Here is a 21,234-nt window from a genome sequence, read left to right on the forward strand (position 1 = left end):
CCTGCTGTGCGGGCAACCGTGCCGCGCGCCGATGCGAGGAGCCCTCTTTGGCCTGTGACCTGTGGCTGGTACCGCTCGTCGACGTGTTGTGCCACACCCCCGACAACCCCTTCGCCGAGGAACTCGCGCTCTACAACAAGGTGCTCGCCGAGGCCGGGCTCCCGCCGGTTCCGGTGTACCAGTACATGCCGGGCCTGTCCGGCGACGTCGCCCCGGTGGCCGGTTTCGACTACGACGCGCTGCACTTCCTGCGCCGGACCCATCTGCTCCAGGTCTGCGGACTGCCGGTGACCCCGGTGGACGATCTGGGGGGTGACTACGAGCAGCTGCTGGAGATGTTCGAGTCGACGGCCCAGCAGTCGCACCTGGTCTGGCACTACGACCACGCGGGCGCCTATGTCCCGGTCGACTTCCCGCAGCCGCTGTCGAATGACGAACTCCTGGCGGGCAACGGCCCGTTGGGCTCCTCGCACGGCCTGCTGCGGGAGCTGGAACAGGTGGCTCCGGCGATCGGCATCGACCCGGCGAACCCACCGGCCGCCCCGGCGGCGCCGAGCGCGCCCACAACGCTGGAGGAGCCGGCCTCGCCCGCGCCGTACGACCCGAGCCCGTTCGCCCGGGAACGGCACGTCTGGCTCGGCCTGCACGCCGCGGCCACCCGGAGCCTGGCGCAGGGCTCGATGATCGTCTTCAGCTGACGGGCCCGTGGCGCCTGTGGCCGGGGCGAACCGTTCGGGAGGGGCACGGTTGCCGTGCCCCTCTGCCATCATCACGAGGTGATCACAGCTTCCCGACGTTCCGTCCTCACCGTCCTGGCCGCCGCCGGGCTCGGCACCGCGCTGCCCGCCGCGCTGGGTGCCGTGCCCACGGCCGCAGCGGCCGACGCCTACGCCTCCAACACGGACCTCTACCAGCGGCTCGCCGGGCTCGAAGGCATCGACTTCGCCCGCCGCTACCGACGTCACGCGTACACCGACGACGACCAGTCCACGACCCCCGCCACGTACGCGAGGACGGCCGTCCTCGCCCTGCACGGCGGCGGCATCGAGACCGGCACCTCCGAACTGTGCCTGGGCATGGCGGGCTACCACCCGAAGGACCTCACGCCGCACTACGGGGCCGGGGCACCGCTCTACGACTACTGGATGTTCGAGGGCATCAAGTCCAGCGGCAACTCGGCGCTCCACGTCACCGCCACCCACTGCGACGACCGCGTGGCCCGCTCGCTCGCGGCCGGAGTCCTCAACGTGGTGAGCGTGCACGGCTGCAAGGCCGACCAGGCGGGCGCCCCCGCGACCCGCCCCGAGGCGGTGGTGATCGGGGGCCGCAACACCGTCCTGCGCCAGTACCTCGACGAGGAGCTGAGCGCGGCGGGCGTCCAGACGATCGACGTGGCCGCCGACGACGACATCGCCGGCGTCTCCCCGGACAACATCTGCAACCGGACCCTGCTCGGCATGGGCGCCCAGCTGGAACTGACGACGGAGCTGCGGGCTTCCATGTTCGACACCAACACCCTCAAGGGCAGGGCGGGTTCGGTCAACGCCGAGTTCTGGAAGTTCACGGACGCGGTGCGGGCGGCGGTGGCCCGCATGGAGGCGGATCCGTCCCAGGCCGTCCTCTGACGGAGCCCGGTGGGGGCGGGCCCCGGCGGTCGGTCGAACGCCGGGGCCCGCCCGCACGGCGGAGCGTCAGTCGCAGGACTCGCGGTAGGACAGGTGCGGGAACAGCCCTTCCCACTGGTCCCGCGGGACGTTCAGGGGGTACGACGCGCACATCTGCGTGTAGAGGCGGTCGGTGTCGAAGTCGAGGAGGTAGGTGCTTCGGTCGGACGGGGAGCTGCCCCAGGTCCGCTCGACGGTCATCGCCAGCCGGTCAGGACCCTCGGACGAGTCCGAGCGGGGTAGGTGAACGTCCTCCGCCATCGGCAGTTCGACGAACTCCGGGGTGTCCCACCTGCCGTCCGGGCCGACGGTCCAGACGCGGTACGGCGTGCCCGTCACCACGCGGCGGCCGTCCGGGGTCACGGCGATGGAGGAGATCTCACGGTCGAACAGCTGCTCGCGCTTCTTCCTCGGGCGGAGCGGGTCGGTGACGTCCCAGAACTCGACGGTGCCGTCACTGAGCGCGGTCGCCAACTCCCCCTCGCCGGTGGGGTAGTTGTTGCCGGGGGCTCCGGGAATCCGGGCGCCCTTGACCGGATTCCCGGGGCGGGACAGGTCCCACACGCGGATGGTGTCCCCGACCTCTTCGGTGATGAGCTGCTGGGACCCGGCGACGTACATCGCGCCCTGCATCGCCGCCACGTCCTTGATGCGATCGCCCTTGCGGGGACGGGTCGGGTCGGACAGGTCCCACAGCCGGAGATCCGCCCCGTTCTCGACGGTCGCCAGTGAGTGGTTCCCCGTGAACCAGAGCGCTCCCATGCCGATGAGCCCCGGGCTGATCGAGGCGTCGACCGTGCCGACCCGTACCGGTTTCGCCGGGTCCTCGATGTCGTAGAGGGCGATGCCGGACTCCTCCGCCGAGCCCGCGGCCAGCAGCCGGCCGTCCGGGCTCACCACGACGTGCGGGGTGTCGGCGGTGAGACGGACGCTGCCGCCCCTCGTCGGCCCGCCGTCGGCGTCGAACTCCCAGAACTGGAAGGTGTGCTCCAGTCCCTCCGTCCAGTAATGGGCAAGGAGCACGGGCGTCTTGCGGCCGGTCAGGAAGTACTTCGCCTCCCAGCCCTTGGGCAGGGTGTAGCGGACCTTCGGTGCGCGCGGATCACCGATGTCCCATATGCGTGTCTTGGTCGTGTAGTCGGGGTTGTCGGTCTCGGCGAGGACCAGCCCGCCGTCGCCGCTGAAGGCGCTGGTGCCCGCCTCGACGACGGACGGCACCCTGCCCTCGATCGAGGGCGCCCAGGCCCGGCCGGACCACAGCCGGATCTCGCCGGCCACGTCACCGGACGCGAGATACCGGCTGTCCGGGCTGTAGGCGACCGACTGGGCGGGCTCTCCGGTCGGCAGCGCGGAGAGGGCCGGCCAGTTCTCCACGTCCGAGAGCTCTCCGGTCACGTCGCCCCGGTGAATCCCGTTGCTCCGGTCCGCACCCACGAGGAGGGTGCCGTCCGGGCTGAAAGCGAGCGAGGGAACGCCGTCAGGGTGGCTGCCCCAGTAGTCCCGATATTCCTCCGCCTCGACGCGCCGCAGTTGCCGTCCCCCCACCAGCTCCCACCAGGCGGCCCTCCCACTGGCCCCGGTGGCGACCACCAGGTCGCGCTTCGGGTGGGCGGCGACCGCCATCACCGTCTCCGCCTTCTCGGTGTCCCGCAGCACGGGCCGGTCCGGATCGGTCAGGTCCCACAGCCGCACCTGGGCGGGCGCCTTGCTCGCGCCTTCGCCGCTGCCGCTGCCGTTGCCCGTGATCAGGTGACGTCCGTCGCGCGTGAACGCCAGGGAGATCACCGCCGCCTCGGCGATCGTCCGCTCGGTCCGCAGTGCGGGATGCGCCGGGTCGGCCACGTCCCACAGCCGCAGCCGACCCGCCTCGCCGCCCGCCTCGCCGCCCGCCTCGCCGCCCGCCGCCAGTGTCCTGCCGTCCCCGCTGAACGCCAGGGTGTAGGTCTGGCCCTTGGCGATCGGCACCCGCGCCACCCGCTCGGGGTGCCGCACGTCCGCCGTGTCCCACAGCGTCAGCGAGTCGTCCGTCTGCGCGGCCAGCAGCCGCTGACGCGGGTGGTAGGCGATGGCCGCGCTGCCGTCCACGGTGAACCGGCCGCCCTCCACCGGCACCGACGGCTTCGAGACGTCCCACAGCCGCACCTTGCCGCCCACGTGACTGGCGGCCAGCACCTCGCCGTCCGGGCTGTAGGCCAGGTTGAGGACCGGCTTGCGCTCCGCACCGGCCGGGCTGAGGTGCGTCGGCGCCACCGTCGTCGCCGCCGCGTACAGGCTGGACCGGGTCTCCGAGGTCCGCGCCGTGCGGTACGCGGCGAGGCTGAGGCGCAGGGCCGTCTGCGGGTCGCGCTCGCGCATGACGTCGGCCTGCGTGGCCAGCTCCCTGGCGATCAGGCTGCGCTCCCGGTCGGCCGCCCGGCCGTTCTCGTAGAACGCCCAGCCCGCCAGCGACGCGGCCACCAGGGCGAGGGCGGAGAGCCCGGCGATCCAGGTCCGGGTGACCTGTCGCCGACGCCGCTGCGCACGGTCGGCCGCGCTGACGAAGTCCCGCACCACCTGCCGGACCGGCAGGCGGGAGGACTCCTCGGCGGGCTCCCCGGCGGACGACTCCTCCGGGGAGCCCGCAGCGGACTTCCCGGCAGACCCCTCAGCGGACTTCCCGGCCGCCGTCCGGGCCGCCGTCCGGGCTGCCTTCCCGGCCGACTTCCAAACCGACTTCCCGACCGGCTCCCCGGCGGCCCCCTCGGCAGACTCCCCGGCGGACTTTGCAGCCCGCTCCCCGGCGGACTTCCCGGCGACGAGCGCCTTCGCCTCGTCCAAGCCGGTGCCCGTCCACAGCCCGCTGCCGTGCTCGGCCCAGGACTCCGCCGCTTCCGTCAGCCGCCGCAGCCGCAGCAGGTCACCGCGCACCTCGCCGATCCAGTCCTGGAGCCGCTGCCAGGCGTAGAGCAGCGAATCGTGGCCGAGCTGTGCCCCGCCCTGCTCGTCCACGACGACGAGGCGGGCGTCGGCGAGGCCGCGCAGCAGGTCCTCGGCGCCGAACAGTTCCTCCCGTGCGACCCGGCGGCGCACCAGCCGGCCCTCGCCGTCGGCGACATGGACCATGGCCAGCAGCAGCCGGCGCAGGCGGGTCCGGCCCCGGCCGTCGAGGGCGTCGTAGATCCCTTCGGCGGTCCGGGCGACGGCGTCGCGGATGCCGCCGGTCTCCTGGTAGGCGGCGTAGGTGAGCGTCGTACCGCGCCGCCGCAGCCAGATCTCCCGCAGCGCGTGGGCCAGGAACGGCAGCGCCGCCGCGTCGCCCGGACCGCCGCCCGCCGCCCGCTCCTCGGTCACCTCCCGCCGCAGGATCTGCGGCACCCCCTCCTCCCACTGGAGTCCCTCGTACCGGGCCGGTCCCACGATGGCCGCCTCGACCTCGGCGTCGTCGAGGGCGGGCACGGTGAAGTGGTCCCGCGCCACGAGCGGGGCCAGCTCACGGTCGCGCAGGGCGTCGTCGTGGTAGTCGGCGCGCAGGGCCAGCACGATGCGGGGGCCCTGCGCGGCGGTGAGCGCGGCGGCGAAGCGCGCCCGCTCGGTGCCGTCCGCGCCGTGCGTGAAGTACTGCTCCAACTGGTCGACGACCAGGACTTCCGGCGCCCTGACGGCCTGCTCGCCGCGCTCGGCTGCGGAGGCCGGGCGACTGAACCGGCCCTCCTCCAGATCCCGTACGACCTCGGCGAGCGGTCGGTCCACGGCCGCCGCCCAGCTCTCCGCCAGCGCCCGAAACGGCCGCGCGCCCGGCGCGGACACGATCCGTACGCTCCCCAGGCCGGCGTCCTCGGCCGCCACGCTCAGCCCGGCCCGCAGCAGCGAGGACTTGCCGACGCCCGAGGTGCCGAGCACCACCAGCGGCTCGCCGGGCCGGGTCCGCTCGACGCGCCGCAGCAGCTCGCGGGTCACCTGCTCGCGGCCGAAGAAGAGGTGGTGCTGCTCGGGGAGGAAGGGCACGATGCCCGGATAGGGGCTGACCGCGTCCGGGTCACCGGGGACGGGGGCGGGGTCGGCGCCGGGGGTCGGGGCGTACCGGTGGTTGGCCGTGACCACCAGCTCCGCCATGCGGGCCGTGCCGCCGCCGTACGGCCGGGCGGGACCGCCCTGGAGCCGCTGGTCGAGGAGCCGGTAGAGGCTGCCGGGCGTCAGCCACCTGGGGCCGCCCGCGTCGCCCCGGCGCAGCAGGTCCAGCAGCTCACCGGTGAACAGGGTGTACTCGGCGCCGTCGGGGGCGTACGCCAGTGTGTCGCGCAGGGCGGAGGCGAGCAGATAGCTGCCCTGGGGACGGCTGCCGCCGAACGGGTCCGAGGCCGGCGGGCGGCTCGGCTCCCGGGCGTTCCCGGCGAAGCAGCAGTCGAGGACGACGAGCGGGTCGCCCGGCCCGTCGCTGAGATAGCGCTCGATCTCGTCGTAGGGGACGGAGTGCGCCGTGTCCGTGAGGGACCCGGTCGCCGCGGTCGCCAGGTACAGCCGCCCGCCCGGCCCGCGCAGTCCGTGGCCGACGTGGCAGAAGACGACGGTCCCGCTCTCGTACCGCCCCTGCGTGGGCCCGGCCAGGTCCACGGCCTCGGCGAGCGCCGCGAGGACCTCGCTCGGTGACTCGGGATCGCACAGCAGCCGTACCCGGTCGCCCATGCCGCACTCCGTGGCCAGCGCCTCGGCCAGGGCCCGCGCGGACCGCACGGCGGACGGCAGCGGGGTCACCCCCTGGCCGGGGTGGCTTCCGGTGCCGACCACCACCGCCCGGCAGCCCGGCCCGCTCAGGTCCCGCCGCACCGTCCCTGGTAACGGCACGGTCAGTCACCCTGCCCGGCCGGGACCCGGGTCCCCTCGTCGGCCGGCGGCTCCCGCAGGGCCTCGGCGACCCGCTGGGCCAGTTCGCCCGCGCCCTGTGCCGTCAGCCCGCGGACCTTCTCGGAGGAGACGACGACCTGGGTGCCGTCGGGCTGGTTGATGGTGACGGTCTGGTTGCCCCGGCGGTTCTGCAACCAGACCACGACCGCCGCTCCGACCGCCGCCGTCGGCCCGCCCGGGGCCAGGACCAGCGTCAGCACCTCGCTCCACGCGCCCATGGCCCCCGCCGGGGTGCCGCCCGCGGACTCCCGCCGGAGCAGACCCCGCAGCTCGGGGTCCTGACGCAGCCAGTCGTACAGGTCGTCCGTGGCGCCCGCGCGGTCGCCGGTCCCCGTCGCAACGGCCAGTGTGATGCGCACCTTGCTCCCCCCTGGAGAAGACCAGTACCCGATCGCACCTGTCGCCAAGAAGCGTACATCCCCAACTACCCCTGCAAACAGGGCAGTTGGGGATGTCATGTGCGGAAACCGGTCCGGGACGCCCCGGACCGGGACGCCCCGGACCGGGAACGCGGAGCGGTCCGGAGCAGGAGACAGGAGAGTCCGGGGCGGATGTCAGAGGAACGAGTTGATCTCGATCGTCTCGTCCCGGCCGGGGCCGACCCCGATCGCGGAGATCGGCGCCCCGGACATCTCCTCCAGCGCCTTCACGTAGTTCTGCGCGTTCTTGGGCAGGTCGGCGAAGGACTTGGCCTGGGTGATGTCCTCGGACCAGCCGGGCAGCGTCTCGTAGACCGGCTTGGCGTGGTGGAAGTCCGTCTGCGAGTACGGCAGCTCCTCGACGCGCCGGCCGTCGATCTCGTAGGCGACGCAGACCGGGATCCGCTCCCAGCCGGTGAGCACGTCCAGCTTGGTGAGGAAGAAGTCGGTCAGGCCGTTGACCCGGGTCGCGTAGCGCGCGATCACCGCGTCGAACCAGCCGCAGCGCCGGTCGCGTCCCGTGGTGACGCCCCGCTCGCCGCCGATGCGGCGCAGCGCCTCGCCGTCCGCGTCGAACAGCTCGGTCGGGAACGGTCCGGCGCCGACCCGGGTCGTGTACGCCTTGAGGATGCCGATGACCCGGCTGATCTTCGTCGGGCCGACACCGGAGCCGGTGCAGGCGCCGCCCGCCGTGGGGTTGCTGGAGGTGACGAACGGATAGGTGCCGTGGTCGATGTCCAGCAGCGTGCCCTGCCCGCCCTCGAAGAGGACGACCTTGTCCTGCTCCAGCGCCTGGTTGAGGACCAGCACCGTGTCGGCGACGTACGGCTTGAGCTGCGCGGCGTAGCCCACCAGCTCCTCGACGACCTGACCGGTGGCGATGGCGCGCCGGTTGTAGAGCTTGGTCAGCATCTGGTTCTTGGCGTCGAGCGCCGCCTCGACCTTCTGCTGGAGGATCGACTCGTCGTACAGGTCCTGGACCCGGATGCCGACGCGGTTGATCTTGTCGGCGTAGGTGGGGCCGATACCGCGCCCGGTCGTGCCGATCTTCCGCTTTCCGAGGAAGCGTTCCGTCACCTTGTCGACGGTGACGTTGTACGGGGTGATGATGTGGGCGTTACCGCTGATCAGGAGCTTGGAGGTGTCGACGCCGCGCTCGTTCAGACCGCTCAGCTCGGAGAGCAGGACCGACGGGTCGACGACGACGCCGTTGCCGATGACCGGAGTACAACCGGGCGAGAGGATTCCGGAAGGGAGCAGGTGGAGTGCATACTTCTGGTCACCGACGACGACCGTGTGGCCGGCGTTGTTGCCGCCCTGGTACCGGACGACGTAATCCACCGAGCCACCGAGCAGGTCGGTGGCCTTCCCCTTGCCCTCGTCACCCCACTGAGCACCGAGCAGCACAAGTGCGGGCACGCGCGTACACCCCTTCCGGGCGGGGCATGTCCAAGGTCAGGGGCGTACGCGCAGGGTTCACCGCCACGCACCACCGCGACCGCCGTCGGCCGCACACAACCGTCGGACCGGATGCCCCGGAATAGACGAAGCCCCTGGCGCAATATCGCAAGGGGCTCTTGCACAAAGATGCTACCCGAGGAAGTGAGGCAGGACCGAGGTGGCGACTTTCGCGACGTCCGATCAGCTGCTGGTGATCATCGACCCGGTTGCCCGGCGGACGGACGGCGAATCCGTACGCATCGCGAAAGACGTGCTGAGCGCGGGTGCCACCGCGAAGCTGTGCCTGCCCGACGGTCCCGAGGAGTTCGCGCGGGCGCTGGCGCGCAGGGGTTCGCGGCGACCGGTGGTGGTGGGCGACGACCGCGCGCTGGTACGGGCCGTGTCCCTGCTGCACCGGCAGCGGGAACTGGCCGGATGCGTGCTGTCCATGGTGCCGGTGGGGAGCGTGCTGACGCTCGCGGAGGCCCTCGGGCTGCCGACGGGGGCGGTGGCCGCCGCGCGGGCGGTGCTCGACGGGGTCGGCCGCCCCATGGATCTCCTGGTGGACGACAGCGACGGGGTGGTCCTCGGCGGTCTGCGGATACCGCCCGTCGTGCCACGCGCGGACCGGCCGGCCGAGCCGGTGGGCGCCACCGCCGTCGCCGGCCGTCCGTGGCTGCGCTCGACCTACCGGTCACTGGTCAGGACCCTGGCGTCGTCCAGGCCGTCCCGGCTCGCCCCGGCCCCGCCCGGCCCCGCCCGGCTGCGGGTGGAGGTCGACGGGGTGACGCTCGTCGACCTGGACCAGCCGGTGGAGGCGGTGTCGGTGACACGGGGCGCCGGCGGGGTCGTCGAGGTCGAGGCGCGGCCGGTGTCGGTGGGGGCGGAAGCCTCGCTCCTGCGGGCGGCCGGCCACGCGGTGACGGTGACCGGGTCGTCCTTCCGCTACCAGGCGGACGCGACGGTGACCCTGCCGGTACGGACCCGGACGTGGCGGATCGTGGAGGGGGCGTGGCGGCTCACGGTGCCGAGGGGGGCGTGAGTCGGACGGTCCTCGTGCGGACGGTCAGTCCTCGTGCGGATCCTCGGGGTCCGCTGCGGGGGCCTGGAAGCCGTCGGTGTCGAGGACACAGTCGAACGGCTCGGGGATATGGAGCTTCTCGCCGAACGGCTGGGTGAGGCGTCCCTGGTATCCCTTGTCCGACGGTGACCAGTAGACCGTTGCCACCTCCTGCTGCATGTCCAGCAGGAGGTACACGGGGACACCCGCCCGGCCGTAGATCTCGACCTTGTCGGTCAGGTCCGCGTCCCGGGTGGACGGGGAGGTCAGCTCAGCGACGAATGACAGGGCTTCCCCGTCGAGGCGATTGCTGGTACTCCGACGAACACGCTGGTGAGCCGCGTGGATGTCAGGGCCGCAGGCAGATTCGATGCCCGGGAAGACATAGAGCAGCGGGCCCCAGGTGATGCGGTGGTCCTCGGGCAGATGAGGACGCAGCTGATCGCAGACGAGGTCCATGACGTCCGCGTAATACCCCTTCGACCACGGCGACACGACGATGTTCCCCCTGACGATCTCGGCCTTGTAGCCGTCCGGCACGTTCAGCTGGTCGAGGAGGTCCAGAAGCTCCTCGAAGCCGCCACGGGGTTCGACGTCGTCTATCACGGGTCGCTCTGTCATCAACGTCATGATGCGCCCTCCCTCGCCAGCAGACCAGTCGCGACCCAGAGTAGCCGACCGCACACGCATCGAAAGGATGATTTTCGCGGGCCGCCGACGTCCGCCGCCGTCACCTCCACCGCCCGGCCCGCGCCGCCGGACGGGTCACGCGCCGAAGGTCTTCTCCCGGTGCACGCGCCAGCGCTCCACGAGCATGTCGAACTCACTCTCGATGAACTCGAAGAACGCGAGCGTCTCGGCGAGGCGGCGGCCCGCCGGCGTGTCCGCCCCCAGCGTGGCGACGCCCTCCCGCAGGGCGTCCTCCCACTGCTTGATGACCGACTCGCGGTTCGCCAGCGCCTCGTACCACTGGTCGCTGCGCACCCGGTACAGCTCACGGCGCGAGCCCGGCTCACGCTGCCGGGAGACCATGTGCACGTGGGCCAGGTACCGCACCGCGCCGGAGACCCCGGCCGGTGAGACCTTCAGGCGTTCGCCCAGCTCGGCCGAGGTGAGGGAGCCGGAGTCGGAGGCCAGCAGCGCCACGAAGACCCGGGCCGCCATCCTCGGCATCCCGGCCTCGACAAGCTGTGCCGCGAAGTGCTCCACGAACCGCGAGACGACTTCCGGATCCCGCGCGCCCCCGGCTGTTTCCGTCATGCGTCGATCATCTCCCCTGCTAGGACCCGCCCGGCCATCCTACCGGTGGTTCATACGCTTCCTTAACTTCACAAATTTCTGAAAGAAGCGTACGTTCTGAATCCATGACGAAGGCAATCACGGTCTCGGGACTCCACAAGTCCTTCGGCCGCACCCACGCGCTGGACGGCCTCGACCTGGACGTCGAGACCGGCGAGGTGCACGGCTTCCTCGGCCCCAACGGCGCCGGCAAGTCCACCACCATCAGAGTCCTGCTCGGTCTGCTGCGGGCCGACTCCGGCGCCGCGCAGGTCCTGGGCCGCGACCCGTGGGCGGACGCGGTCGAGGTGCACCGGCGGATCGCCTACGTGCCCGGAGACGTGAACCTGTGGCGCAACCTCTCCGGCGGCGAGGTCATCGACCTCTACGGCCGGCTGCGCGGCGGCCTCGACCAGCGGCGCCGCGCCGACCTGATCGAGCGCTTCGAACTCGACCCCACCAAGAAGGGCCGCACCTACTCCAAGGGCAACCGGCAGAAGGTCGCCCTGGTCGCCGCCTTCGCCTCCGACATCGACCTGCTGATCCTGGACGAGCCGACGTCCGGCCTCGATCCGCTGATGGAAGAGGTCTTCCAGAAGTGCGTCGAGGAGGAACGCGACCGGGGCCGTACGGTCCTGCTCTCCTCGCACATCCTCAGCGAGGTGGAGGAGCTGTGCGACCGGGTGAGCATCATCCGCAAGGGCCGCACGGTCGAGAGCGGTTCGCTGGCCGACCTGCGCCATCTCACCCGGACCAGCGTCACCGCCGAACTCGCGGCGCCGCCGAACGGTCTGACGCGCCTGCCCGGCGTCCACGACCTCGACGTCCAGGGCCGCCGCGTCCGCCTCCAGGTCGACACGGACAAGCTGAACGACGTCCTGCGCGCACTGAGCGAGGCGGGCGTGCGCTCACTGACGTCGACCCCACCGACGCTGGAGGAACTGTTCCTGCGGCATTACCAGGAGGACGAGGACGAGGACGACCGGGGCGACGGGGGCGACCGGGGCGACGAGGGCGACCGGAGCGCGCCCGTCTCCGCCGGGGCCGACCCGGCCGGGGGCGACGACCCGGCCGGCGCCGCGCACGGGACCGGCGAGGTGGCGCGGTGACCGCCACGACGACCCTCGCCCCCGAAGGCCGGAGCACCCCGAGCGCCCGCGCCGGCGGCTCCCGCCACCTGGCCGGCACCGGCGTCCTGCTGCGCTTCGCGCTGCGCCGCGACCGGGTGCTGATCCCGGTGTGGGTCGCGGTGAACGCGCTCATGGTCCTGTCCATGCCGAAGTCGCTGACCAGCCTGTACGGCACCGAGGCCGCGCGCGCCGACCTGCTGCGCCAGATGGACACCAACTCCTCGCTGCGCGCCCTCGTCGGCCCGGTCTTCGACGACTCGCTGGGCGCCCTCACGGCCTGGCGCGTAGGCGTCTACGCGGCGGCGCTCGCCGCGGTGACCAGCCTGCTCGTCGTCGTCCGGCACACCAGGGACGAGGAGGAGAGCGGCCGGCAGGAACTCGTCTCGTCCGGCATGGTCGGCCGCCGGGCCCCGCTGACGGCGGGCCTGCTGGCCGCGGCGGTGGCCAACGCCGTACTGGCGCTGCTCGTCGTCGCCGGCCTCGCCGGGCAGGGCGGCTCGGGGGCGGTCGCCTTCGGCCTGGGCATCGCCGGTGTCGGCATGGTCTTCGCCACCGCGGCGGCGATCGTGGCCCAGCTGACCGAGAGCGCACGGCTGGCCCGCGGCCTGACCGCGGGCGTGCTCGGCGCCGCCTTCGTGCTGCGCGCGGCCGGCGACTCGTCGTCCGCCGACGGCTCCTCGGTCCTGACCTGGCTGTCCCCGCTCGGCTGGCTGGAGAACCTGCGGCCGTACGCCGGTGAACGCTGGTGGGTGCTGCTGCTCCTCGCCGCCGCCGTGGCCGCGCAGGCGGCCGTCGCCTACCTGCTCGCCGGCCGCCGCGACACCGGCATGAGCTTCCTGCCCACCCTGCCGGGTCCGGCCCGGGGGCGGCTGGGGTCGGCGGGCGCGCTGGCCTGGCGGCTCCAGCGGGGCGGCGTCCTCGGCTGGGCGGTCGGTTTCTTCCTGGCCGGGGTGGTCTACGGCGGGATGACCGACGGCGCGGCCAAGCTGGTCGGCGACAACCAGCAGGCCCGGGACCTCTTCGAGCGTATGGGCGGCCGGTCCGGGATCACCGACGCGTTCCTCGCCTCGATGGTCGCGATCATGGGCCTGGTCGCCGCCCTGTACGTCGTCTCGTCCGTGCTGCGGGCACACGGCGAGGAGACCTCGGGCCGGGCGGAACCGGTCCTGGCCGGGGCGGTGGGCCGGCTGCGCTGGGCCGCGGGGCATCTGACGATCGCCTTCGGCGGGGTGGTGCTGTTCATGCTGCTGACCGGCCTCGGCTTCGCCGCCGGCTACGGCAAGGAGGTCGGCCCGATCCTCGGGGCGTGTCTGGTGCAGGTGCCCGCGGTGTGGGTGGTCGGCGGCCTCGCGGTCCTCCTGTACGGGGTGCTGCCGCGCGGCGCGACGGCGGCCTGGGGCGTCGCCGGGGCGGTGCTGCTGATCGGCTGGGTCGGCCCCGCGCTGGACGTCCCGCAGGCGGTGCTTGACCTGTCCCCCTTCGGTCACCTGCCCAAGCTGCCGGGCGGCCCGATGGAGTGGGGTCCGGTGCTCGTCCTGCTGGCGCTGGCCGCGGCGCTGACCGGCGCGGGTCTCGCCGCCCTGCGCCGACGGGACCTGACGACCTGACCCGGCCCGATCCGCGGTGCCGGACCTGGCGGCCCGCCGACCTCGTGGCCCGCCGCCGGGGCTCCGCCCGCCTGCCTGCCGCTCCGGCGTCGCCGGCACCCGGCACCCGGCACCCGGCACCCGGCACCCGGGGGGAACCTTCGGCGGCCCGTACGCGTCCGTCCCGGGCATGGGACAGCGTATGCAGGCCGCCGCAGGATGCCTGACCGCGGCCGTCGGCGCGGGCGGCGGGCTCGCGCTGTGGTCCGTGGATTTCCAGGGCCGGTTCGTGCGCTTCGAGCAGAGCCCCGACTGGAGTGTCCTGTATGCCGAACTCCCGCTGGCGGTCCTCGGCGGCATCGCCGCCGCACTCGGCCTGTGGGCGCTCTGGAACTTCGTACGCCGGACCAGAACATGACGCCCGGCTCAGAGGGTGACGCTCAGCCCCTTCAGGCCGCGGATCACGAAGTTCGGCTTCCGCTCGGGCTCGGCCGCCAGGGCGAGCGCCGGGGCCTTCTCCAGCAGCGCGGTCATCGACGCCGCCAGCTCGATCCGGGCCAGCGGGGCGCCGATGCAGTAGTGGATACCGGCGCTGAAGGAGATGTGCGGGTTGTCCTTGCGGCCCAGGTCCAGCCGACCGGGGTCCGTGAAGACGGCCGGGTCGTGGTTGGCGGAGCCGAACAGCAGGGCGACCTCCGCTCCCCGCGGGATCGTCGTGCCGTCGATCTCGATCTCGTCCAGCACCCAGCGCTCGAACAGCTGGAGCGGGGTGTCGTAGCGCATCAGCTCCTCCACGGCGGAGGGGACGAGTGAACGGTCGGCGCGCAGCGCGGTCAGCTGGTCCGGGTTGCGCAGCAGCGCCCACCACCCGTTGACCGTGGCGTTGACGGTCGCCTCGTGGCCCGCGTTCAGCAGCAGGACCGCCGTCGAGACCATCTCCTGACCGGTCAGCCGGTCGCCCTCGTCGTGAGCGGCGATCAGCCCCGAGATCAGGTCCTCGCCCGGCTCCCTGCGCCGGGCGGCGATCAGCTCCAGCAGATACTCCGAGAACTCGGCCGACGCCCGGACCGCCCTCGCCGCCGCCTCCTCGGACGGGTTCAGCTCGTACATCCCGCAGATGTCCGCCGACCAGGGCCTGAGCTGCGCCCGGTCCGACTCGGGGATGCCCAGCATCTCGGCGATCACCGCGACCGGCAGCGGCTCCGCGACCTCCGCCAGCAGATCGCCGCCGCCCGCCGCCACCAGCGCCGACACCAGTTCGTCCGCCAGCCCGTGGACGTACGGCTTCAGCCGCTCCACCGTCCGCGGCGTGAACGCCTTCGACACCAGCCGCCGGATCCGGGTGTGGTCCGGCGGCTCCAGATCGAGCATCCCGTGATCGTTGAGCGTGTGGAACGGCTCGTGCTCCGGCGGCGGCGCCGTACGCCCGAAGTCCTCGTGGGTGAAGCGGTGCTGATACGTCCGGCCCAGCCGGCGGTCGCGCAGCAGCGCCGACACGTCCGCGTGGTGCGGGACCAGCCACTGGTTCGTGGGCTCGTAGTAGTGCACCCGGCACTTTTCACGCAGTTCGGCGTAGGCGGGGTACGGGTCGGCGAGAAACGCCGGGTCCCACGGGTCGAAATCAGCCATACCGGGGACGCTAACCCGGCGCCTACCCCTCTGACCAGGGGTGTTCCTTCAGGTGGTCAACGAGGGCCGTGAAGGAGGCGGTGGGGAAGGAGAGCGCTGCCCGGGAGACTGCGGCAACAGGATCTCCTGAGACTGCTCGGACGGGAATTCACCCCCGAACCACCGAGAGGCCCTGCCTTCATGCGCCGCTCCTGCCACAATCAACCGATCAGGACCCCTGTGAGACCAGACAAGCCCGTTGAGCGGTAAGCGGAAGCCTTCTCAACTCCACGGCTTCTGGCAGCAAGCTCTCAGGCGACGGTGTATTCAGCATCCCCGAAGTCCGCGACTACGCGCAGTCGACCGCCGAGCGCTTCCACGTAGGCCCGGAGGGTCGCGACCTCCGCGCGATCCAGCTCACCGTGCTCGATCGCGGAGACCCGAGGTGCTGAGACCCCCATCGACGCGGCCACTTGGCGCTGAGTCAGCGCCTGTTCCCGCCTGACCTCCGCGAGCTTGTGAGCACGCACTTCGGCGGTCAGCCGGTCCATGGCCGCTTGTTTCTTCTCAGCCGACCGCACCGGCAACCCAGCGGCCGCACGCCGCTCGCGCGCCTTGCGCTTGGTTTCCTCCCAGCTCACCGTGGTCATTCGTACTCCCTGGTTTCAAGATCAGCCAGATGCTTCCGGTACCGCTCCTCAGCAAGCGGAATGTTGATGTCGTACCAGCGCTGCCAGTTCCCGGCCTTGTCACCGGCCACCAGCAATACAGCCCGGCGCACCGGATCGAAGACGTGGAACCGGCCACTGGTCGGTCGGCTCGCAGTACAGCACCCGCCCCGGGCGGGCTGGGGACGCTAACCCAGCTACCGTGCTTCTGACCAGGGGTGTTCCTTCAGGTGGTCGATGAGGGCCGTGAAGGAGGCGGCGGGGAAGGAGAGAGTGGCGCGGGTGGGGGCCTTGGAGTCGCGGACGGCTACGCGGGTGAGAAGGGTGGCGATCTCGACGCAGGTGTCGCCCTCGCCACCATCGGAGTACGTGGACTTACGCCAGTTCATCAGAGTTCCTTGATCAAACGATGGGTGAAGTGCTGCGTTGCCCTGATCCGCCTGGCGCGGGGAGAGCCACGTTCCGGCAAGTACTGCACCCTCCGGGGACGCTAACCCGGCGCCTACCCCTCTGACCAGGAGTGTTCCTTCAGATGGTCGACGAGGGCCGTGAAGGAGGCAGTGGGGAAGGAGAGGGTGGCGCGGGTAGGGGCCTTGGAGTCGCGGACGGCTATGCGGGTGGGAAGGGTGGCGATCTCGACGCAGGTGTCGCCGTCGCCACCATCGGAGTACGTGGACTTACGCCAGTTCATCAGAGTTCCTTCGCCAAGCGGTGGATGAAGTCACGCGACGCCACAGGGTCCAGCGACGCACTCTCCACCCTATGTAACAGCGCCCGTAGTTGGTCCAGTTGAGATTCGGCATCAACGAACGCGACGCCGGTGGGCGAGTCCCGCATCCCGGTGTCCAGCCGGGACACAGGGCCTCCCGCATACATCATCGAAGCCCCGGAACCGGCAAAGCCGTCCTGGTCCATAGGAATCACGCGCACGACGGCCCGCCCCTGCTCCAGCAAGTCCAAGATCTGGCGAAGCTGGGCACGCGAAGACTCTCGGTCGGAAACACGGAGCCGCAATGCGACCTCGTGGATGATCGCCTCATACGGGGTCGGGTTGTCACCCTCGATGACAGCACGACGCCGCATCCGGTGCTCCACCCTCGGGGCCACTTCCTTCTCCGGTAGCTCCGGGTTCATGTAGGAGTAGACCGTGCGTGCGTAGTCCGGGGTCTGGAGGAGCCCTGGGATGCGGGTGATCACGATCTCGCGCAAGAACGTTGCATGGTGTTCTGCTTCGGCCGTGTCCATGAACACCGGAGGTAGTACTCCCCTGTACTCCTCCCACCAGCCACGCGTCCGGTCGGTGGCCATTGCCACCAGCGCGTCAATCAATGCCTCGTCCACGCAGGCGTAATGAGCCGCGAGGCGCCGCACCCGCTCCTCGCTGGCACCGGCAAAACCCAGTTCCACCTGGCTTATCTGGGCCGAGGTCGAATTCAGCAGCCCGGCTACCTCACGCGCCTTCAGTCCGGCCGACTCCCGCAGTCGACGCAGCTCACTACCCAGCCGCACCTGCCGCGCTGTGGCGTGACTTCTCGGCGCCATGCACCCTCCTCAACAGCCCTGCGATGGTGCCTCGTTCGAGCGCCAGACTACGCCATGCGGTTGCGCGAGGAATAATTATTGCCCTACCGTCAGTCACGCGACGCACACGCTGCGAAACCCCGGGACACCGGAAGCGCACCGCCCCGTCCTGCCACGACGGCTGCGGCACTGCCACCGCCCGACACCGCCGCGAAACTCCACCACCCCACCTCGACCTGGAGTTCACGCATGCCCGAGAACGAACCCGAACGCTGGGAATACTCTCTCCACATCCCCAACGACCCCCGCGCCGTCACCGTCTGCCGCCGCACCCTCCGTCTGATCCTCACCCTGCACGGCCTGATCACGCTGGTCGACACGGCCGAACTCCTCGCCGCGGAGCTGGTGTCCAACGCCGTGCTGCATACCAAGGGTCCGGCAGCCCTGCGGGTGCGCTGGTCGCCGCCGGGGACACTGCGACTCGGCGCCTGGGACACGGACCCCGAGCCGCCGGAGCCCCCGCGACCGCTGGACCACCTCACCGATGCCGAGAACGGCCGCGGCCTCACCCTGGTCCGCGCCTGTGCGGACGTGTGGGGCTGGCAGCCGCAGTCCAGGAACGGCAACCGCGGCAAGTACGTCTGGTGCGAGTGCACCCTGGCGGGCCTGAACTGAGCCGCCTCCCGTTCCGGAGGCGAGACGCTTTTCTTCAGCCCGGAGTGACCAACCGCGCCTCATACGCGAACACCGCCGCCTGCGTGCGGTCGCGCAGGCCCAGTTTCACCAGGACGCGGCTCACATGGGTCTTGATCGTCGACTCGGCGACCACCAGACGCTCGGCCATCTCCGAGTTGGACAGGCCGTGGGCGATGAGGACCAGCACCTCCGTCTCCCGCTCGGTCAGATCGCCGTACGCGGCCTGCGCGGTGGGGGTCAGGCGCGGGGCGTCGGACAGCTTGGAGAACTCCGTGATCAGGCGCTTGGTGACGGAGGGCGCGAGCAGGGCCTCGCCCGCCGCCACCACCCGGACGCCGTCCGCCAGTTGCCGGGCCGAGGCGTCCTTGAGCAGGAAGCCGGAGGCTCCCGCGCGCAGCGCCTCGTACACGTACTCGTCCAGGTCGAACGTCGTCAGGACCAGCACCTTCGCCGCACCGTCCGCGGCGACGATCTCCCGTGTCGCCTCGATGCCGTTCAGCTCGGGCATCCGGATGTCCATCAGCACGATGTCGGGGGCGAGTTCCCGCACCCGCTCGACCGCCTCCCGGCCGTTGACGGCCTCGCCGACGACCTCGATGTCCGGCATCGCGTTGAGCAGCACCGAGAAGCCCTCACGCACCATCATCTGGTCGTCCGCGATCAGTACGCGGATCGTCATGCCTCGTCCTCGCCCACCATGGCGACCGGCAGGAACACCGTCACCTCGTAGCCTCCGTCGACCGGGCCCGCCGTCATGTCGCCGTCCAGCATGGAGACGCGCTCCCGCATCCCGGTGATGCCGTGCCCGGCGCCGGGCGAGGGCTTCACCAGTTCCTTCGCGGGCGGCGGGCCGTTGACTATGCGCAGGCCCAGCCCGCCGAGGACGTACCCGATCTCCACCCGCGCGCTCGCGCCCGGCGCGTGCCGCAGTGTGTTGCTCAGCGCCTCCTGGACGATCCGGTACGCGGACAGCTCCACGCCTTGCGGGAGTTCGCGCACCGCGCCGGTGACCACCTTCTCCACGTCGAGCCCTGCCTCCCGCACGTTCGCGAGCAGCGCGTCCAGGTCGGCGAGGGCGGGCTGCGGGGCGTCGGGCGCCGCGTAGTCCTCCGCGCGGACGACCCCGAGGACCCGGCGCAGCTCGGTCAGCGCCGCCACCGCGTTCTCCCGGATGGTGACGAACGCCTTCTCCAGCTCCGGCGGCGGGTTCTCCACCCGGTAGGGGGCGGCCTCCGCCTGGATGGCGACCACCGACATGTGATGGGCGACCACGTCGTGCAGTTCGCGGGCGATGGTGGTGCGCTCCTCCAGCAGGGTGCGGCGGGAGCGCTCGTGCGCGGTCACCGTCTGCTGCGCGGTCACCTCCTGCTCGGCGTCACGGCGTATGTGCCAGACGGTGACGGCGAGCAGGAGCAGCGCGGCGAGGAGCAGCATGGGGCCGGTGTTCGGGCTGTAGTAGTAGCCACCGGTGAAGACGCCGGCGGCCCCGACGCCGTAGCCCGCCGTCACCAGCCACATCCAGGCCGCCGTGCGCGGGCGGGTGCGGATCGCGACCACCGTGAGCACCGTCAGATGGCCGAGGAAGCTGCCCGGCGGCCACAGAAAGCTGCCCGCGGTCGGGCTGAGGGCCGCGACGACCATGGCCGCCGGGAACGACAGCCAGAACGCCGCCACCGGGCGGACCAGCGTGAGCAGGACCGGGGCCAGGGTGAACAGAGCGCACACCAGGGCCGCTACGCCGAAGCCCGCATATCCGAGAGAGATGAGCATCGCCAGGGCGCCGAACGCGGCCACCGTGGCGTGCGGGGCCCAGGACGCGTACTCCCGCTTGCGGTCGGAGAGCCGACGGGTGAGTGGTCCGTCGGCGCTCGTGCGAGGCAGCGGGCGGTAGGCGAAGGCGTCGTGGAACAGGTCCTTCCGCAACCCGCGAAGGGCCTCGATCGCCGCCCGGACCTCCGGGCTGCGCGGCTTGTACGCGTCGTACCGGCTGTCCGGTCGCGTGGTCTGCGTGTGCGTCGTCTCGGTCACGTACAGAACGGTAGGCCGGAGCGGGGGTAGCGGTCGTCACCTGTGAGAGGGGTCGTCGCGGGTCCCTCTCAGGTACTACGAGTACGAGCCGGGTCCGCCCGACGGAGCCCGCCGCACCCCGTTCACCACGCCAACTGCCCGATCTCCTCCGCCACCACCGCGCACGCGTCCGCCGCCGGATCGATGAGCGGGAAGTGCCCCACGTCCTCCAGCAGGGTCAGGCCCACCACCTCGCCCGCCTTCGCCGCGGCGTCCGCGTACGCCTCGGCGACCGCCTGCGGGACCACCACGTCCGTGCGGCCCTGGACGAGCGTGGTCGCGATGCCGGTCGGCAGCAGCAGGGCCGGGTCGGCGTACGGCCGGCGTACCTGGAACTCGTCCTGTCCGCCGAGCAGTTGCAGCGCCGCGTTGCCGCAGACGTCGAGTTTCTCCGCGACCGTGAAGTCCGCGATGGGGGCGAGGGCGACCACCCCGCGCAGTTGCGCGGGCCGGTCGGTGCGCCAGGGGGAATCCGCGGGCAGCACGTGCCGGGCCGCCGCCCACAGGGCCAGCTGGCCGCCCGCCGAGTGGCCGGTGATCACCGTGCGGCGCAGGTCGGCCTGCGGAAGTACCTCGCCGACCAGCGCGGGCAGCGCGTCCAGCGCGGCGGCGACGTCGTCGAAGGTGTCCGGCCAGCGACCCGCTACCGGGGTTTCGCCGCCCCCGGCCGGTTCCGAACCGCCGCGCCGGTACTCGACGTTGGCCACGGCGAAGCCGCGCCGCGCCAGGAAGTCCGCGAACGGGGTGATGTGCCGCCGGTCGTACGGCGCCCGCCAGGCACCCCCGTGCAGGACGACGACCAGCGGGCAGGGGACGGCCGGTGACGAGGACGCCGTGTCGCGCGGGGCATAGAAGTCGATCACCTGGTCGGGGTGGTCGCCGTAGGCGGCCGTGCTATCAGGATCGACCGGCGGGTGCGAGAAGACCGACTCCTCTTCGGCGGCGGCACGGGCTGCGGCGTCGTCCGGCATGCTCAACCTCTCAGCGACGATGGGGGTACCTCCCAGGCTTTCGGCACTGGGGAAGGGTTTGGCGGACCAGAGATGATGGCAGCCGTTGGCGGGGACGCTATCAGGCCAGTGACGTGCGGGGACACGGGGATGTCACGCTCAGTGAGGGGCAAAACGGTGCTGTTTCGCACGAGCCGGGCAACCTATACAGACCGGCGCCACCGGCCGAGCGCGCGACGGTGACCCGCGGGCCCCCAAGGCCCCCG

20 protein-coding genes and 1 pseudogene are annotated in these 21,234 nt (G+C 71.8%); 7 read left to right on the top strand and 14 right to left on the bottom strand.

The features are described 5' to 3' along the window. The first annotated feature begins 47 nt into the window (after positions 1-47). Positions 48-698 (top strand): hypothetical protein, encoded by a 651-nt coding sequence (locus ACFC09_RS08085; RefSeq protein ID WP_376524907.1) that lies wholly within the window; start codon positions 48-50, stop codon positions 696-698. A gap of 78 nt (positions 699-776) precedes the next feature. Then, positions 777-1,625 (top strand): poly-gamma-glutamate hydrolase family protein, encoded by an 849-nt coding sequence (locus tag ACFC09_RS08090; RefSeq protein ID WP_376524908.1) that lies wholly within the window; start codon positions 777-779, stop codon positions 1,623-1,625. Between the two features lie 66 nt (positions 1,626-1,691). Here the strand turns inward: ACFC09_RS08090 and ACFC09_RS08095 are convergent, their stop codons facing one another. The 3 genes from ACFC09_RS08095 to ACFC09_RS08105 form a co-directional block, all read right to left on the bottom strand. Continuing rightward, positions 1,692-6,485 carry a hypothetical protein gene (locus ACFC09_RS08095; RefSeq protein ID WP_376524911.1) on the bottom strand — a complete coding sequence of 1,598 codons (4,794 nt, stop codon included), beginning with the start codon at positions 6,483-6,485 and terminating at the stop codon, positions 1,692-1,694. Positions 6,486-6,487: 2 nt separating this feature from the next. After that, positions 6,488-6,904, bottom strand: a complete 417-nt coding sequence (locus ACFC09_RS08100) for a hypothetical protein (protein WP_376524912.1) — start codon at positions 6,902-6,904, stop codon at positions 6,488-6,490. Between the two features lie 195 nt (positions 6,905-7,099). Next, positions 7,100-8,383, bottom strand: a complete 1,284-nt coding sequence (locus tag ACFC09_RS08105; RefSeq protein WP_376524913.1) for an adenylosuccinate synthase — start codon at positions 8,381-8,383, stop codon at positions 7,100-7,102. A 199-nt stretch (positions 8,384-8,582) separates the two neighbouring features. On the opposite strand from ACFC09_RS08105, the gene ACFC09_RS08110 reads away from it, so the two are divergent. Then, the gene (locus ACFC09_RS08110; RefSeq protein ID WP_376524915.1) at positions 8,583-9,446 is read left to right on the top strand and encodes a diacylglycerol kinase family protein; all 864 of its coding nucleotides are present in this window, start codon (positions 8,583-8,585) and stop codon (positions 9,444-9,446) included. A 24-nt stretch (positions 9,447-9,470) separates the two neighbouring features. Here the strand turns inward: ACFC09_RS08110 and ACFC09_RS08115 are convergent, their stop codons facing one another. Next, positions 9,471-10,094, bottom strand: a complete 624-nt coding sequence (locus ACFC09_RS08115; RefSeq protein ID WP_376524917.1) for a Uma2 family endonuclease — start codon at positions 10,092-10,094, stop codon at positions 9,471-9,473. Between the two features lie 135 nt (positions 10,095-10,229). Then, the gene (locus tag ACFC09_RS08120) at positions 10,230-10,724 is read right to left on the bottom strand and encodes a GbsR/MarR family transcriptional regulator (protein ID WP_376524918.1); all 495 of its coding nucleotides are present in this window, start codon (positions 10,722-10,724) and stop codon (positions 10,230-10,232) included. Positions 10,725-10,828: 104 nt separating this feature from the next. On the opposite strand from ACFC09_RS08120, the gene ACFC09_RS08125 reads away from it, so the two are divergent. From ACFC09_RS08125 to ACFC09_RS08135, 3 genes are all read left to right on the top strand, one after another. Then, positions 10,829-11,851: an ATP-binding cassette domain-containing protein gene (locus ACFC09_RS08125; RefSeq protein WP_376524920.1), complete on the top strand. Its 1,023-nt coding sequence runs from the start codon at positions 10,829-10,831 to the stop codon at positions 11,849-11,851. Further along, on the top strand, positions 11,848-13,479 hold the full coding sequence (locus ACFC09_RS08130) for an ABC transporter permease (RefSeq protein WP_376524922.1): 1,632 nt from the start codon (positions 11,848-11,850) through the stop codon (positions 13,477-13,479). Before ACFC09_RS08125 ends, ACFC09_RS08130 begins: the two co-directional genes overlap by 4 nt. Before the next feature lie 169 nt (positions 13,480-13,648). After that, a complete protein-coding gene (locus ACFC09_RS08135) occupies positions 13,649-13,876 on the top strand; it encodes a hypothetical protein (protein ID WP_376524923.1) in 228 nt (75 codons plus the stop codon). Positions 13,877-13,884: 8 nt separating this feature from the next. On the opposite strand, the gene ACFC09_RS08140 is transcribed toward ACFC09_RS08135, so the two are convergent. The 6 genes and pseudogenes from ACFC09_RS08140 to ACFC09_RS08165 all read right to left on the bottom strand — a co-directional run bounded on the left by ACFC09_RS08140 (position 13,885) and on the right by ACFC09_RS08165 (position 17,276). Then, positions 13,885-15,087 (bottom strand): cytochrome P450, encoded by a 1,203-nt coding sequence (locus tag ACFC09_RS08140; protein WP_376524924.1) that lies wholly within the window; start codon positions 15,085-15,087, stop codon positions 13,885-13,887. 290 nt (positions 15,088-15,377) lie between these two features. Further along, the gene (locus ACFC09_RS08145; RefSeq protein ID WP_376524926.1) at positions 15,378-15,716 is read right to left on the bottom strand and encodes an XRE family transcriptional regulator; all 339 of its coding nucleotides are present in this window, start codon (positions 15,714-15,716) and stop codon (positions 15,378-15,380) included. Then, a pseudogene (locus ACFC09_RS08150) lies at positions 15,713-15,856 on the bottom strand (addiction module toxin RelE); the annotation flags it as partial. The pseudogene ACFC09_RS08150 and the gene ACFC09_RS08145, both read right to left, overlap by 4 nt. A gap of 75 nt (positions 15,857-15,931) precedes the next feature. Then, positions 15,932-16,123: a DUF397 domain-containing protein gene (locus ACFC09_RS08155; RefSeq protein ID WP_376524928.1), complete on the bottom strand. Its 192-nt coding sequence runs from the start codon at positions 16,121-16,123 to the stop codon at positions 15,932-15,934. 113 nt (positions 16,124-16,236) lie between these two features. After that, positions 16,237-16,425, bottom strand: coding sequence for a DUF397 domain-containing protein (locus ACFC09_RS08160; RefSeq protein WP_376524929.1), 189 nt, complete (start codon positions 16,423-16,425; stop codon positions 16,237-16,239). After that, positions 16,425-17,276, bottom strand: a complete 852-nt coding sequence (locus ACFC09_RS08165) for a helix-turn-helix domain-containing protein (protein ID WP_376524931.1) — start codon at positions 17,274-17,276, stop codon at positions 16,425-16,427. Before ACFC09_RS08165 ends, ACFC09_RS08160 begins: the two co-directional genes overlap by 1 nt. A 228-nt stretch (positions 17,277-17,504) precedes the next feature. Here ACFC09_RS08165 and ACFC09_RS08170 point away from each other — a divergent pair, with 228 nt between their 5' ends. Further along, entirely contained in the window at positions 17,505-17,930 is a 426-nt protein-coding gene (locus ACFC09_RS08170; RefSeq protein ID WP_376524932.1) for an ATP-binding protein, read from the top strand. Positions 17,931-17,964: 34 nt separating this feature from the next. Here ACFC09_RS08170 and ACFC09_RS08175 read toward each other — a convergent pair whose 3' ends face one another. The 3 genes from ACFC09_RS08175 to ACFC09_RS08185 form a co-directional block, all read right to left on the bottom strand. After that, entirely contained in the window at positions 17,965-18,630 is a 666-nt protein-coding gene (locus ACFC09_RS08175) for a response regulator (protein WP_376524934.1), read from the bottom strand. Next, positions 18,627-19,979 (bottom strand): sensor histidine kinase, encoded by a 1,353-nt coding sequence (locus ACFC09_RS08180; protein WP_376524935.1) that lies wholly within the window; start codon positions 19,977-19,979, stop codon positions 18,627-18,629. The genes ACFC09_RS08175 and ACFC09_RS08180 overlap by 4 nt, the downstream gene beginning before the upstream one ends. 122 nt (positions 19,980-20,101) lie before the next feature. Then, on the bottom strand, positions 20,102-20,989 hold the full coding sequence (locus tag ACFC09_RS08185) for an alpha/beta hydrolase (RefSeq protein WP_376524937.1): 888 nt from the start codon (positions 20,987-20,989) through the stop codon (positions 20,102-20,104). Positions 20,990-21,234 lie beyond the last annotated feature (245 nt).

Source organism: Streptomyces sp. NPDC056161 (assembly GCF_042268025.1).
Classification (GTDB): Bacteria; Actinomycetota; Actinomycetes; order Streptomycetales; family Streptomycetaceae; genus Streptomyces.